Source organism: Hydrogenophaga sp., assembly GCF_051860785.1.
In the GTDB taxonomy this organism is placed as follows: Bacteria; Pseudomonadota; Gammaproteobacteria; order Burkholderiales; family Burkholderiaceae_C; genus Hydrogenophaga.
In genome coordinates this window covers 112,025-125,946 of the sequence record NZ_JBIMLB010000002.1, presented here as the reverse complement: position 1 = coordinate 125,946, position 13,922 = coordinate 112,025, and the positions used below count along the sequence as shown (strand labels likewise).

Sequence of the window (13,922 nt, the reverse complement as noted above, 5' to 3'; positions counted from 1 at the left end):
ACAGGGGTTTTCAGGCTTGCGGGGTCTCCAGCAGGCGCTGAAGGTCCTGCAGGGTATCGGCCTCGTGCAGCGGTTTGTCCGGGCGCAGGCGCTGCATGCGCGGAAAGCGCAGCGCCACACCGCTCTTGTGGCGCGCGCTGCGCGCAATGCCCTCGAAAGCGAGTTCGAACACCAGCGTGGGCCGCATGCTGCGAACCGGCCCGAACTTCTCCAGCGTGGTCTTGCGGATCACCGCGTCCACGCGATCGAACTCCTGATCACTCAGTCCCGAATAGGCTTTGGTAAAGGCCACCAGCTGCAGGCCATCGGGGTCGGCAGGGCGGCGCCCGGCGATCGCCTCGACCACGGCCTCCACTTCGGCTGCATCTTTCGGCGCGCGGTTCCAGACCGCGAAGGTGTAGTCGGTGTAAACCGACGCGCGGCGACCATGGCCGGCCTGGGCGTAGATCAGCACGCCATCCACCGTGAACGGATCGAGCTTCCATTTCCACCAGGCCAGCCGCGCGCCATCGCCATCGCGCTTCTGCCGTCCGGTGCCATAGACACTGTCGCGGTGCTTGAGCATGAGCCCTTCGACACCCAGTTCACGCGCCTGCACACGCAGCGCGGCCAGTGCGTCCCATGTCTCGACGGCGAGAACGGGCGAGAGCCACAAGCGCGGTCCGGGTGCGCCGTCGAGCGCGGCGGCCAGTGACGCCAGGCGCGAGCGGCGCTCGTGTTGCGGCAGGCCGCGCAGATCCACGCCTTCGGCTTCCAGCAAGTCGTAGGCCATGAAGCTCACGGGTGCATCGGCCAGCACCTTGGGGCCAAGGGTCTTGCGGCCGATGCGTTGTTGCAGCAGGGAAAAAGGCGCGGGCCGGCCAGGGCGCTCACTGCCGGGCAGCAGCGGCGTGACGGCCGATGCGTCCCAGACCAGGATTTCGCCATCGACCACAGTGCCATCGGGCCAGCGCTGCGCGAGCGCCAACAGCTCGGGGAAGCGCTCGCTCATCAATTCCTCGCCGCGCGACCAGACCCATACGCGCCCGGCGCGCTTGACGATCTGGCCACGAATGCCGTCGAACTTCCACTCCGCGAGCCAGTTGCCCACCGGCTCCCGGGTGCGCAGGTCGGTGGCGGTTTCGGCGTCGAGCGCGCTGGCGAGAAAGAACGGGTACGGCTGACTGGGCTCGGTTTCCTGCTCCGCCTCATCCGAGATCAGCGCGCGGTACATGGCTGCGGTCGGCGCACGCTGACTGTCGGTGTAGCCCATCATGCGAGCGGCCACGTGGCGGGCGTCAAGCCCGGCATGGGCGGCGACGGCACGTTGCACCAGCAGCTTGCTCACACCCACCCGGAATCCACCGCCCACCAGCTTGATGAGCAGGAAGCGGCCAGTGGGATCAAGCTCGCCCCACCAGCCCAGCAGCGCGCGGGCCACAGTGTCGTCGTCCTGGCCGCGCAGCGGCAGCAGGCGCTCGTGCATCCACTGGCTCAGCGAGACGTCCATGCCGCCGGCATCGACCGCGTCGGGCAGCACCAGCGCAATGGTCTCGGCCAGATCACCCACCGTCTGGTAGCAAGCTTCGAACAGCCAGTCGGACAGGCCTGCGGCCTGGATGGCGAGCTCGCGCAGGCGCGCCGTCTTGATCAGTTGGCGCGGCTTGCCGCCCGAGAGAAAGTACACCGCCCAGGCGGCATCGGCATCGTCCACATCAGCCAGGTAGCGCTGCAGCGCCGCCAGCTTGGCACTGGTGGCGGTGCTGGCGTCGAGCTCGGCGAACAGGGCAGCGAACCGGTTCATGCGGTCTCGGCGCGGGCCTCTTGGTCGTCGCCGTATTCGGTATGGAACTCTTCGGCGCGCAGGCCTCGCTCGTTCAGGTGGCGCACCAGTTCAACCGCGCTGCCGTGGGTGACGATGACGCGCTCGGCGCGGGTGGCCTCGATGGCGCCGAGCAGGCCCGACCAGTCGGCGTGGTCGCTGAGCACGAAACCGCGGTCGTGCCCGCCGCGCCGGCGCATGCCGCGCACCTGCATCCAGCCGCTGGCAAAGGCATCGGAGAAATCGCCGAAGCGGCGGATCCAGGGGGTGCCGAGTGCGCTGCCCGGCGTCAGCACCAGCGCCCGGCGCAGCAGGGCCGGATCGGCGACCTCGGTGACCGTGGTCGTCTCGGGCAATGACACACCCGCTGCGCGGTAGACCCGGTTCAGCGCATCGGCAGCGCCGTGGCAGACGATGGTGCCGATGGACGCGTCCACGCCGCCAAGGATGCGCTGCGCCTTGCCCAGGCTGTAGCACACCAGCACGCTGGCGCGCCCGGCGGCGGCGTTGTCGGCCCACCATTGGTTGATCTGCGCGAACAGCTCGGCGTCTGGACGCCAGCGGTAGATCGGCAGGCCGAAGGTGGATTCGGTGATGAAGACGTCGCAACGCACGGGTTCGAAAGGCGCGCAGGTGTGGTCAGGCACGGCGCCTGCTGGCGTGGGCCGGTAGTCGCCGCTGGCGACCCAGACCTGGCCCTCGTGCTCCACGCGCACCTGCGCCGAACCCAGCACGTGGCCGGCCGGGTGCAGCGAGATGCGCACGCCGTGGTGGACCACGGCCTCGCCATAGGCCACGCCCTGCAAGGTGATGTCCGCACCCAACCGGGAACGCAGCAAGCCCTCGGACACCGCCGTGGCCAGGTAGTGCGCATGTCCCACGCGAGCGTGGTCGGCATGCGCATGCGTGATCACGGCCCGGTCCACCCGTCGCCAGGGATCGATATAGAAGTCACCCGGCGGGCAATACAGGCCCTCGGGGCGCTGGACGATGAGATCGGGCTTCAATAGCGATGGCCGGTGAGGAACAGCGTGGTCCGCATGATGCCGAAGGCCACGCGGTCAAGCAGGCGCTCATGCCAGGGCCGGCTGCTCAGTGTCTGGGCATCCAGGGTGTTCCCGGCGTTGAGCACGATGCCATTCAGGTAGCTTTGCAGCAGGCTGGAGAAGCGGCGGTCGGTGGTCATCACATTCGCCTCGCGCGCCAGCAACATCGACAGCGGATCGAGGTTGGTGGAACCTACTGTGCACCAGCGCTCGTCGACCACCGCCACCTTGGCGTGCAGCGCGCTGGGCGCGTACTCGTGGATCTCGATGCCCGCCGCCAGCAGCGGCGCGTACACCGGGCGAGCCGCGCGGTATTGCAGGAAATGCTCGTACTTGCCTTGCAGCAGCAGGCGCACGCGAACGCCGCGCGAAGCGGCCATCTTGAGGGCCCTGCGCAGCTTGCGCCCGGGAATGAAATAGGCGTTGGCGATCACGATGTCGTGCCGCGCATCGCCAATGGCCTTGAGGTAGGCGCGCTCGATGTCGTGCCGGTGGCCGACGTTGTCGCGCAGCAGGAGGCACGCGCGTGCGCCGTCCACGCCCAGGGGCGCAGGTGCGCTCTCGTTGCCCGAGCCGGAAAAACCTCGCCCCACCGCCGCACCAGCGTGGGCCTCGATCTTGCGCAGCAGGCGCGAGAAGTCCCCCGCAGGCCGGGACTCGCGCAGCGCATCCCATGCCGCCTTGAACTCGCGCTGACGGGCCTTGTTCGCCGCCCGCAGGCGCCACCAGAGCTGCTCCATGGTGTCGACCATGTCCTGCACCAGCGGGCCGGCCACTCGCAGGCAGAAATCCAGGCGCGGTGCAGACAGGCGGCCCAGCGCCACGTCGTCCTGGTCGTCGATGATGTTGATGCCGCCGCAGAAACCCACGGTGCCGTCGATCACGCAGAGCTTGCGGTGCAGGCGCCGCCAGCGGCTGGGCAGCAGCAGGCCTAGACGGCCCAATGGTGCGTAGATGTAGAGCATGACGCCCGCTCGCTCCAGACGCTCGCGCCACTCGGCGGGCACGCTGGGCGACCCCACACCATCGATCACCAGGCGCACCACCACGCCGCGTCGGGCGGCGCGCTCCAGCGCTTCGGCCACGGCGAGTGCCGATCCCGCGAACTCGAAGATGTAGGTTTCCAGGTGAACCACCTGACGCGCTTCGTCCATGGCCTCGACGAGGGCCGGAAAGAACTCGGCGCCGCCCTGCAGCAACAGCAACTGGTGGCCCCCTCGCATCGGGCCGGGAGAGGCTCGTCGAGCCTGACGATCTGAAGGGTCGGCGCTCACAGCTCCAACTCGGCAATCAGCGGCAGGTGATCGGACATGCGCGACCACACCTTGCCATGCGGCACCTGGGCCGAGAGCGGGCGCAGGCCCCGCACGAAGATGCGGTCCAGGTGCAGCAGCGGCAGGCGCGAGGGATAGGTGGGGAGGCGGATGCCTTCGAAGGTGCGCAGGCCGAGGTCGGCCATGGGCCGCAGCAGCTGTGCGCCCCAGTCGTTGAAATCGCCCGCCACGATCAACGGTGCGGTCTCGGGCAGTTCGTTGGCGATGTACTGGCCCAGGCGCTGAACCTGGCGTTCGCGGCTGGCGTGGATGAGCCCCAGGTGCACCACCACCACGTGCACGTCGACACCTTCGATGAAGAGCTGCACGTGCAGCAGGCCGCGCTGCTCGAAACGGTGGTCGGACACGTCGGAGTGATTGCTGTCGAGAACCGGCCAGCGCGAAAGCAGGGCGTTGCCATGCTCGCCATGACGGGTGGTCGCGTTGGTGCGGTAGACCGCCTCGTAGCCGTCGGGCGTGAGGTAGTTGGCCTGGTCCAGGTCGGGCCAGCGGGTGAAGTGCTTTTCGAGCTTCCTGTGGTGGCGGCGCACCTCCTGCAGGCAGACGATGTCGGCGTCGAATTGCTCCACCGCATGCGCCAGGTTGTGGATCTCCAGCCGGCGCGCTGGCCCCAGGCCCTGGACGCCTTTGTGGATGTTGTAAGTGGCGACGCGCAGGATGCTCATGGGCAAATCATGCCATCAGGTGGTTAACCGATGGTGAACGCAGCCGCAAGGCGGGGCAGCCATGTGATGGCTTCGGCGTTGGACGGTGAAAAGCAGCGCTCGGCCGCTTCGGCCCAGGGCAGCCAGATCTGGGCGCTGTGCTCGCGCGGGCTGAGCACCACCGGCACCGCTAGCGGCACGCGCAGCCCGAACAGGTGTTCGGTGTTGTGTGTGACGCCACTCGCGTAGCGATGGCGCCACTGCGGGTAGATCTCGTAAACGTTCTCCAGCGCCCAGTCGCTCAACAGGTGACCGGGTGCGCGTGCGTCGAGCCCGGTTTCTTCCCTCACCTCGCGCACCGCTGTGGCCTCGAAGCTTTCTTCCTCGGTGTCCTTGGAGCCAGTCACCGATTGCCAGAAACCCGCTGCGTCGGCGCGTTCGATCAGCAACACCTCGAGCGCCGGCGTGTGGATCACCACCAGCACCGACTGGGGAATCTTCATGGAACGCTCAGCGAGGTGGCATGAACGCGGCGCGCAGCGCCATCACGCGGCGCACCAGACGCCACATGGACCACGCACGAACCCCCAGGCCCAGCGCTCTTCGCGGCCGCCACAGCGCCAGCGCACCCACACCGCCGGCCACCGCCAGCGGGTTGGCGCGCAACCAGTGCCAGGCGTCCTGAATCCGGTCGACCCAGGTGAAGGTCGATTGCAGACCCCGTACTTCAGTTTCGGCCTGCCGACGCAGGTACGACGAACGCTGCACCAGGCGCTCGCGGCGGCGTGCCAGCACCCGGGCACGCGGATTCATGAGCCCAGCTCCGCACGATCCTGCCGCAGCTCTTCGATGCTGGCTGAGAACAGGCGGGTGCCGCTCTGCACCCGCCCGCGTGCCAGCCAGGCGGCCACCCCACCCGTCAACAGGAAGAGCGCCGTGAAAATGCCCAGGGCCAGCAGGCGGTGGCTGTCCCACAGGGCCACCGTGATGAACAAGGCGAGGAAGGTCAGGCCCAGGCTGAGGAAGGTGACCGCGATGGCGCCATACACCATCAGCGCACCGACGCGCAGCACCTCTTCCTGCGCTTCCACGCTGAACAACTCCAGGCGAACCTGGAGCAGTTCCAGCACCGTGCTGGCGAGACCGCGCAGCGACGAAGACAGGCGTTGCGGCGAAGCCATGAGGTGTTCCGGTGCCGGGTTCAGCGACGCCCGATCAGCAGACCGATGACCAGGCCCACCCCAGCGGCGGTGCCGATGGCGCGCCAAGGGTGCTCGTGCACGTAGTCATCGGTGGCCCGGGCCACCTCACGCGTCTTTTCCTTGATGGTGTCTTCCGCATCGGCCAGCTTGTGGCGCGCAGCGCGCAGGTTCTCGTTGATGCGCTCGCGCAACTCGGCCACCTTGCCCTCGGTCTGGTGGGCGGTGGCCTGCATCAGTTCTTCAGCATCGGCAATGACGCGCTGGAGATCGGCAACGAGCTTCTCTTTGGGGTCGATGGATTCGGTCTTGCGGGTGCTCATGTCGGACTCCTTTCAAAAGGCCATCCTAACAAACCCGATCAGAACGAAAAACTTCCCTGCAGATATCCGCGCAAAGTGGTGCGATACAACAAAAAGGGCGCCCTTTGGCGCCCTTCCGGAAGTCGTCTCGCAGGAGCCTCAGGCTTTGGCCGCCTCGGCGTTGCGCAGACGGATGTGCAACTCGCGCAACTGTTTTTCGTCAACCGGGCTGGGCGCCTGGGTCAACAGGCACTGCGCGCGCTGGGTCTTGGGGAAGGCAATCACGTCACGGATGGACTCCGCACCCGTCATGAGCGTGACGATACGGTCCAGACCGAAGGCCAGACCGCCATGGGGCGGTGCGCCGTACTGAAGCGCGTCCAGCAGAAAACCGAACTTCAGTTGCGCTTCCTCGGGCGAAATCTTGAGCGCGTCGAACACCTTCTGCTGCACGGCCGCCGTGTGGATGCGCACCGAACCGCCGCCGATTTCCCAGCCGTTGAGCACCATGTCGTAGCCCTTGGCGATGCACTTCTCCGGGGCCGTGACCATCCAGTCCTCGTGCCCGTCTTTCGGCGCGGTGAAGGGGTGGTGCACCGCCGTCCATCGATCGGCTTCCTCGTCGTGCTCGAACATCGGAAAGTCCACCACCCACATGGGGGCCCAGCGGTCTTCGAACAAACCGTTCTTGCGGCCGAGCTCGCTGTGGCCGATTTTCAGGCGCAGCGCGCCGATGGCGTCGTTGACGATCTTGGCCTTGTCCGCACCGAAAAATATGATGTCACCGGCCTTGGCGCCCGTGCGCGACAGCACGTCGGCCACCGCCTTGTCGTGCAGGTTCTTCACGATCGGGCTTTGCAGGCCGTCCCGGCCTTTGGCAGGGTCGTTGACCTTGATCCAGGCCAAGCCTTTGGCGCCGTAGATTTTCACGAACTCGGTGTAGGCGTCGATCTCGCTGCGGCTCATGTCGCCACCGCCGCGCACGCACAACGCCACCACGCGGCCACCCTTCATGGTGGCGGGCGCCGAGAAAACCTTGAAATCCACGTCGCCCATCACGTCGGTGAGCTCGGTGAATTCGAGCCGCACGCGCAGGTCGGGCTTGTCGGAGCCGAAGCGGTGCATGGCCTCGCTGTACGCCATGATGGGGAACTCGCCCAGGTCCACACCCAGCGTGTTCTGGAACACCGTCTTGATCATCCCCTGGAACATGTCGCGGATGTCTTCTTCCGTGAGAAACGAGGTCTCGATGTCGATCTGCGTGAACTCGGGCTGGCGGTCGGCGCGCAGGTCTTCGTCGCGGAAGCACTTGGTGATCTGGTAGTAGCGGTCGAAGCCGGCCACCATGAGCAACTGCTTGAAAAGCTGCGGCGACTGCGGCAAGGCAAAGAAATGGCCGGCGTGCACGCGGCTGGGCACCAGGTAGTCTCGCGCGCCCTCTGGCGTGCTCTTGGTAAGCATGGGCGTTTCGATGTCGATGAAGCCGTTGGCGTCGAGGAACTTGCGCACTTCCATGGCCACGCGGTAACGCAGCATCAGGTTGTTCTGCATGTAGGGACGGCGCAGGTCGAGCACGCGGTGCGTGAGGCGCGTGGTCTCCGACAGGTTCTCGTCGTCGAGCTGGAACGGCGGTGTGACCGAGGGGTTGAGCACCTTGAGCTCGTGGCACAGCACCTCGATCTGGCCGCTCTTGAGCTTGTCGTTGGTGGTGCCCGCCGGGCGCGCGCGCACCAGACCGGTGACCTGCACGCAGAACTCGTTGCGCACGCCCTCGGCCGTCTTGAACATCTCTGCGCGGTCGGGGTCGCAGACCACCTGCACATAGCCTTCGCGGTCGCGCAGGTCGATGAAGATCACGCCACCATGGTCGCGCCGACGGTTCACCCAGCCACAGAGCTTGACGGTTTCGCCCAGTTGGGCTTCGGTCACAAGACCGCAATAGTGGGAACGCATGGCCATCGGGTTTCTTCTTTCAACAGAGTGGCAGGACGGTCCTGCCGGTCAACATCAGGGATTCGAGCGGGCAGTTGCGTCGGCAACCACCCTGAGTTGGGCATTCTTGGGACCACCGGGCACGATCACGCCCATGGACACGATGTAGGTCAGCGCCTCGTCCACGCTCATTTCCAGCTCCACGCAGGCGCTCTTTCGCACCATCACGAAGTAGCCACCGGTGGGGTTGGGGGTGGTAGGCACGTAGACGCTGTGGAATTCGTCGAACTCGCCCATGCTGCCGGGCTTGTTCTGCAGGTGGCGCAACACATCGCCCGCTGGCGTGCCCGTGAGGAAGGCGATGGTCCACATGCCCTCGTGCGGCCACTCCACGAGCAAGGCCTTGCGAAAGGCGTTGCCCTTCTCCGAAAACAGCGTGTCGGACACCTGCTTGACACCCGAATACACCGACCGCACCACGGGGATGCGGTGCAACAGCGCGTGCCACCAGTGCACGAGCTTGTTGCCGATGATGTTGGACGCCAGCGCGCCGATGGACAGCACCACCACCAGCGCAAACAGCACGCCCAGCCCCGGGATGTGCACGCCCAGCAGCTGGTCGGGTTGCCAGCTTGTGGGCAGGATGCGCAGCGTCTGGTCGAGCGTGCTGACCACCCACTCGAGCACCCAGAGGGTGACGATCAGAGGAACCAGTACCAGCAGGCCCGAGAACAGCCACTTGCGAAGGGAGGGCATGGGATGCTCAGGTGGTCGTGGGAGGCGCTGCGGGCGTGGCAGCAGGCGCTGCCGCCGGGGTTGCAGCCGCAGGGGCAGGGGCAGCCGCTGTGCCGGGAGATGGGGCGGGGACAGACTCCCCGGCCGGCTTGGCGGACTCTGCAGCCGGGGTGGCAGCGGCAGCGGCAGGCTTCTGACCCTCACGGAAATCGGTGACGTACCAGCCCGATCCCTTGAGCTGGAAGCCGGCGGCGGTCAGTTGTTTGCGGAAAGTGGCCTGGCCACACGCAGGGCAGACGCTGAGCGGGTCGTCCGACATTTTCTGCAACACGTCCTTGGCATGGCCGCAGGACTCGCACTTGTAGGCATAGATGGGCATGACGTGAACCGGTTGAGGTGCGGGAGCGCCGCAAGAAGAGGGTCGCGAAGCGACGCCAGACGCTCCTCGCCTGGGGCGTGGAACAAAACCCGTCATTATAAATTGAGGGTTTCGCCTCCGCCCGCCCGGGTATCGGACGCTACCAGAGCTGCACGCGCACCAGCAGTTGCATGGCCAGCAGCCCCAGCAGAAAGCCCAGGCCGGCGTAAATGAGGCCTTGCAGCAGGCGGTTGGTGCGGCGCTGCTCGGCCACGAGCTGATCGATCGCCCGGCGCAGTTCGTGCGGTTTGTGCTGCAGATAGTCGTGCAGCAGACGCGGCAGCGCCGGCAACAGCTTGGCGTACTGCGGAGCCTCGGTTTTGAGTTGCTGCAACAGTTTCTGGGGACCCACCTGCTCGATCATCCAGCTCTCCAGGAAGGGCTTGGCGGTGTTCCAGAGGTCGAGTTCGGGGTCGAGTTCGCGCCCCAGCCCTTCAATGTTGAGCAGCGTCTTCTGCAGCAGCACCAGTTGCGGCTGGATTTCCACGTGAAAGCGACGCGAGGTCTGGAACAGGCGCATGAGCACCAGGCCAAGCGAGATTTCCTTCAGCGGCCGATCGAAATAGGGTTCGCAGACGGCGCGAATCGCCGACTCCAGTTCGTCCACCCGTGTGTCGGCCGGCACCCAGCCCGATTCGATGTGGAGTTCCGCCACGCGCTTGTAGTCGCGCCGGAAGAACGCGGTGAAGTTCTGCGCCAGGTACTCCTTGTCGAACTCGGTGAGCGTGCCCACGATGCCGAAATCGAGCGAGATGTAGCGCCCGAAAGTACCGGGCGCCGTGCTGACCTGGATGTTGCCTGGGTGCATGTCGGCATGGAAGAAGCCGTCGCGAAACACCTGCGTGAAGAAGATGGTGACGCCATCGCGTGCCAGCTTCGGAATGTCCACCCCCTGGCTGCGCAACTCATCGACACGGTTGATGGGGACGCCATGCATGCGCTCCATCACCATCACGTCGGTGTGGCAATAGTCCCAGAGCATCTCGGGAATGAGCACCAGGTCCAGGCCCTGCATGTTGCGGCGCAGCTGGGCAGCGTTGGCGGCTTCGCGCAGCAGGTCGAGTTCGTCGTGCAGGTATTTGTCAAACTCCGCCACCACCTCTCGCGGCTTGAGTCGCTTGCCGTCGGCGGAAAGGCGCTCCACCCAGCCGGCCATCATGCGCATGAGGCTCAGGTCCTTGTCGATCACCGGCAGCATGTTGGGCCGCAGGACCTTGACCGCCACGTCTCGCCCCCCGTGGCGTCCGTCGCGCAGTGTGGCGAAGTGCACCTGGGCGATGGAGGCACTCGCCTCCGGCACCTGCTCGAAATGGGTAAACACCTCGGAGAGGGGTTTGCCGAAGGCGCGCTCGATGGTGGCCACGGCCACGGCGCTGGGAAAGGGCGGCACCCGGTCCTGCAGATGGGCCAGCTCGTCGGCAATGTCGCTGGGCAGCAGGTCGCGCCGGGTCGACAGCACCTGGCCAAACTTGACAAAGATCGGCCCCAGGCGTTCCAGGGCCTGGCGCAGGCGCTGGCCGCGTGGTGCATCGAGGTTCCGGCCGATCGAGACGATGCGCGTGAGCAGCCGGATGGCGGGCCGACGGAAGCTGGAAAGCACGAGCTCGTCGAGCCCGTAGCGCAACACCACCCAGACGATGAAGGCGCCGCGGAACAGACGCGTCATGCCGAAGGACCGTCGGGGCGTTCGCTGGCGGGTGCAGCGGCGTTGGGTGGCCTGGGCGGAAAGCCTGCCGGGAGACGGTCGACAAAGGCCTTGACGGCCTGGGCCGCCGAGCGCGCGAACCGCGACAGCGTGTGGGCCGTGGCATCGCCCAGCACGCGGGACAGGTCTTCCTCCACGTCCCAACGCACGTTGTCCACCAGCCAGGCCACTTCGGCAGCCAGTTGCACATCGCCCTGAATGTCCACGCCCGGTTTGTCCCCGGCCAGCAGGCTCTGTGCGAGATCGAAAGGCGAAGTCTGCGTCAGCGTCATGCTGAGTTCGGCCTTCGTGTCCGGGGTACAACGCTCCAGCAGGCCTGCGGCGGTGGATGCCAGCGTGAGGTGGAAGTCGCCCCACTGGATGCGCACCGCCTTGCCCTTCTGGCGACGCAGGCGATCCTGCGCAACCTTCTCCTGCATCAAGACGTGGTTGAGAAAGAGCACCAACCGGTTCTGCAATTCGTCCACAACCCATTCAGGCGGACGAATGGCACCCAGCAGGGATTGCAGGAAATTCAGCGGCCCGGGGCCAGCAGCAGGTGGTGGAGCGGGTGGTTCATGGTTCATGACCGCCCGATTCTGACACCTCTTTCCTGCCTTACTGGAGCGCCTGAACGCCGGCGACCAGCCAGCCACCCGAGCCACTCTTGGGACGGGTGATGTTCCAGACTTCGCGGAACGGGTTCGGCCCAGCGGAAGCGTCTTCGCGAATCAGGCCCGAGAACTCCACGCTGGCCATGTACTCGTCGTCCATTTCCTCGATGCCCAGCAGTTGCGCGTCCAGCATGACGACCTCGGTCTTGTTCTGGATGCCGGCGCTGGCCTGCTCACGTTCGGCAAGCTGGCTGCGGATCTGCTCCAGCATGCCGTCGGTCATCATGGCGCGCAGGCTGGGGATGTCGGAGCGATCCCAGGCGTCCTGCAGGTTCACAAAATTCTTCTTGGACGCACTCAGGAAACCGTCCACGTCGAAACCTGCCGGCACGCCCCAGGACTGGCTACCCCCGAGCGCAGAGCCGATCAGGGAGCCACCACCACTGTGGACGTTGCGGTTGTCCAGCGCCACCGGGCCGCTGCGTTCCCAGGGACGCGCCGAAGCGTCGTTGCCCACGTTCTGCGGCAGGTAGCTGCGCGGTGTGGCCGGGTCGTACTGGGAGTTGCCGGTCTGGCCAGCGGCCTGGTAGGCCAGGCCCTGGGAAGACGAGGCACGTCGACGCATGACCATACCGATCACGGCCATGACCACGACCGCCAGCAAGGCGAACAGCAGAATCTGGGCAAACGCTTCGCCAAAGCCCAGCGCCGAGGCCAGCCAGGCCAGGCCCAGGCCAGCCGCCAGGCCGCCCAGCATGGCACCCCAGGGGCGCTTGGGCGCTGCTGCGGCCGCACCGGCAGGGTTGGCGGCGTTGGCAGGGCGCGCTGCGTTCTGCGCGGGCGCAGCCTGCTGCTGCGCAGGCGGGGCGGCGTTGCGCTGCTGCGTCACGTTGCCCGACTGCTTGCCGAACGACATGCCACCGCCCATGCGCTTGGCCCACACATCCTGCGATCCCAGCGCCATGACGCACACCAGAACCAACGACCACAACTTGTTCATGCCTTTGCCCCCTACAAATTACAAACAAAAAATCCAGACCGGATCAACACTTGATGCCCACGTGCAGCGCGACCACCCCGGCCGACAGATTGTGCACATCGACATGACCGAAGCCTGCCTCGCGCATCAATTGCCTCAAGGCTTCCTGCCCTGGATGCATGCGGATGGACTCGGCGAGGTAGCGGTAACTGGCCTCGTCGTTGGCCACCAGCTTGCCCAATTTGGGCAGCACGTTGAACGAGTACCAGTCATAAGCTTTTTCCAGGGGCTTCGCCACCCGGGAAAACTCCAGCACCAGCAGCTTGCCCCCCGGCTTGAGCGTGCGATACATCTCACTCAGCGCAAGTTCCTTGTGCGTCATGTTGCGCAGGCCGAAGGCCACGGTGATCAGATCGAAGGAATCGCTGGCAAAAGGCAGGTGCTCGGCATCACAGACCAAGGTGGGGAGCACCACGCCGTTATCAAGCAGGCGGGTGCGGCCTTCGCGCAGCATGGCTTCGTTGATGTCGGTGTGCACCACACGCCCGCTCTCGCCCACCTTGCGTGCGAAGGCCAGGGCCAGATCACCGGTGCCACCGGCAATGTCGAGCACCTGATCGCCGGGCTGTGGATTGGCCACGCTGATCGTGTAACGCTTCCACAGCCGATGCAGCCCGGCCGACATGAGATCGTTCATCACGTCGTATTTGGGCGCCACCGAATCGAACACGCCTCGCACGCGCTGCGCCTTCTCGCCTTCGTCGACCGTCTTGAATCCGAAATGCGTCGATGCCATGGGGTGCTCCGTTCTGCTCAATGACTACCGCAGGCGTGGCCGCCTTTTTCCGGCATCGGCGCGTCGCGCTCCACACCCGCTGCCACCAGCCGTGCGTTGTAATCAGCCCACAGTTCGGTCTGTTTAGAGCCCAGAAAGTACAGGTAGTCCCAGGAAAAGATGCCGGAGCTGTGACCGTCGCTGAAGGTGGGCTGCACTGCGTAGTTGCCCACCGGCTCCAGCGCAACGATGTCCACGTCGCGCTTGCCGGTCTGCAGCACTTCCTGGCCCTTGCCATGGCCCTGCACTTCCGCCGACGGCGAACACACGCGCATCAGCTCGAAAGGAATGCGGTACTCGCTGCCGTCGGAAAAGCCGATCTCCAGCACGCGCGACTGCTGGTGCAGGGTGATCGATTCCGGCGTGGGGGTGTTCTTGTCAAGTCCGGCCATGGTGGTC

Annotated in this window: 16 protein-coding genes; all 16 read right to left on the bottom strand. The window is 66.0% G+C overall.

The genetic code is table 11. From position 1 onward, the window contains the following. Nucleotides 1-10 precede the first annotated feature (10 nt). Entirely contained in the window at nucleotides 11-1,783 is a 1,773-nt protein-coding gene (locus tag ACTIF6_RS03635) for an ATP-dependent DNA ligase (protein ID WP_439586646.1), read from the bottom strand. Then, on the bottom strand, nucleotides 1,780-2,808 hold the full coding sequence (locus ACTIF6_RS03630) for a ligase-associated DNA damage response exonuclease (RefSeq protein ID WP_439586645.1): 1,029 nt from the start codon (nucleotides 2,806-2,808) through the stop codon (nucleotides 1,780-1,782). Before ACTIF6_RS03630 ends, ACTIF6_RS03635 begins: the two co-directional genes overlap by 4 nt. Continuing rightward, nucleotides 2,805-4,070 carry a cardiolipin synthase ClsB gene (gene clsB / locus ACTIF6_RS03625; protein WP_439586644.1) on the bottom strand — a complete coding sequence of 422 codons (1,266 nt, stop codon included), beginning with the start codon at nucleotides 4,068-4,070 and terminating at the stop codon, nucleotides 2,805-2,807. Before clsB ends, ACTIF6_RS03630 begins: the two co-directional genes overlap by 4 nt. Before the next feature lie 47 nt (nucleotides 4,071-4,117). After that, nucleotides 4,118-4,846 carry an endonuclease/exonuclease/phosphatase family protein gene (locus tag ACTIF6_RS03620; RefSeq protein ID WP_439586643.1) on the bottom strand — a complete coding sequence of 243 codons (729 nt, stop codon included), beginning with the start codon at nucleotides 4,844-4,846 and terminating at the stop codon, nucleotides 4,118-4,120. A 23-nt stretch (nucleotides 4,847-4,869) separates the two neighbouring features. Continuing rightward, nucleotides 4,870-5,328 carry a dihydroneopterin triphosphate diphosphatase gene (nudB, locus tag ACTIF6_RS03615; protein WP_439586642.1) on the bottom strand — a complete coding sequence of 153 codons (459 nt, stop codon included), beginning with the start codon at nucleotides 5,326-5,328 and terminating at the stop codon, nucleotides 4,870-4,872. Between the two features lie 7 nt (nucleotides 5,329-5,335). Next, nucleotides 5,336-5,638: a YqjK family protein gene (locus ACTIF6_RS03610; RefSeq protein WP_439586641.1), complete on the bottom strand. Its 303-nt coding sequence runs from the start codon at nucleotides 5,636-5,638 to the stop codon at nucleotides 5,336-5,338. Further along, complete coding sequence (locus ACTIF6_RS03605) at nucleotides 5,635-6,006, bottom strand: phage holin family protein (protein WP_439586640.1); 372 nt, start codon at nucleotides 6,004-6,006, stop codon at nucleotides 5,635-5,637. The genes ACTIF6_RS03610 and ACTIF6_RS03605 overlap by 4 nt, the downstream gene beginning before the upstream one ends. 20 nt (nucleotides 6,007-6,026) lie before the next feature. Beyond that, nucleotides 6,027-6,347 carry a DUF883 family protein gene (locus ACTIF6_RS03600; protein ID WP_439586639.1) on the bottom strand — a complete coding sequence of 107 codons (321 nt, stop codon included), beginning with the start codon at nucleotides 6,345-6,347 and terminating at the stop codon, nucleotides 6,027-6,029. 138 nt (nucleotides 6,348-6,485) lie between these two features. Beyond that, nucleotides 6,486-8,285 (bottom strand): aspartate--tRNA ligase, encoded by a 1,800-nt coding sequence (gene aspS / locus ACTIF6_RS03595; RefSeq protein ID WP_439586638.1) that lies wholly within the window; start codon nucleotides 8,283-8,285, stop codon nucleotides 6,486-6,488. A 48-nt stretch (nucleotides 8,286-8,333) separates the two neighbouring features. Next, the gene (locus ACTIF6_RS03590; RefSeq protein WP_439586637.1) at nucleotides 8,334-9,014 is read right to left on the bottom strand and encodes a DUF502 domain-containing protein; all 681 of its coding nucleotides are present in this window, start codon (nucleotides 9,012-9,014) and stop codon (nucleotides 8,334-8,336) included. Between the two features lie 7 nt (nucleotides 9,015-9,021). Beyond that, a complete protein-coding gene (locus ACTIF6_RS03585) occupies nucleotides 9,022-9,372 on the bottom strand; it encodes an FmdB family zinc ribbon protein (protein WP_439586636.1) in 351 nt (116 codons plus the stop codon). A 139-nt stretch (nucleotides 9,373-9,511) separates the two neighbouring features. After that, nucleotides 9,512-11,077 carry a ubiquinone biosynthesis regulatory protein kinase UbiB gene (gene ubiB / locus ACTIF6_RS03580; protein WP_439586635.1) on the bottom strand — a complete coding sequence of 522 codons (1,566 nt, stop codon included), beginning with the start codon at nucleotides 11,075-11,077 and terminating at the stop codon, nucleotides 9,512-9,514. After that, on the bottom strand, nucleotides 11,074-11,682 hold the full coding sequence (locus tag ACTIF6_RS03575) for a hypothetical protein (protein WP_439586634.1): 609 nt from the start codon (nucleotides 11,680-11,682) through the stop codon (nucleotides 11,074-11,076). The genes ubiB and ACTIF6_RS03575 overlap by 4 nt, the downstream gene beginning before the upstream one ends. Before the next feature lie 31 nt (nucleotides 11,683-11,713). Then, nucleotides 11,714-12,709, bottom strand: a complete 996-nt coding sequence (locus ACTIF6_RS03570) for a Tim44 domain-containing protein (RefSeq protein WP_439586633.1) — start codon at nucleotides 12,707-12,709, stop codon at nucleotides 11,714-11,716. Between the two features lie 43 nt (nucleotides 12,710-12,752). Next, nucleotides 12,753-13,484 (bottom strand): bifunctional demethylmenaquinone methyltransferase/2-methoxy-6-polyprenyl-1,4-benzoquinol methylase UbiE, encoded by a 732-nt coding sequence (gene ubiE / locus ACTIF6_RS03565; protein ID WP_439586632.1) that lies wholly within the window; start codon nucleotides 13,482-13,484, stop codon nucleotides 12,753-12,755. Nucleotides 13,485-13,501: 17 nt separating this feature from the next. Further along, nucleotides 13,502-13,915 carry a gamma-butyrobetaine hydroxylase-like domain-containing protein gene (locus tag ACTIF6_RS03560; RefSeq protein ID WP_439586631.1) on the bottom strand — a complete coding sequence of 138 codons (414 nt, stop codon included), beginning with the start codon at nucleotides 13,913-13,915 and terminating at the stop codon, nucleotides 13,502-13,504. Between the last annotated feature and the right edge of the window lie 7 nt (nucleotides 13,916-13,922).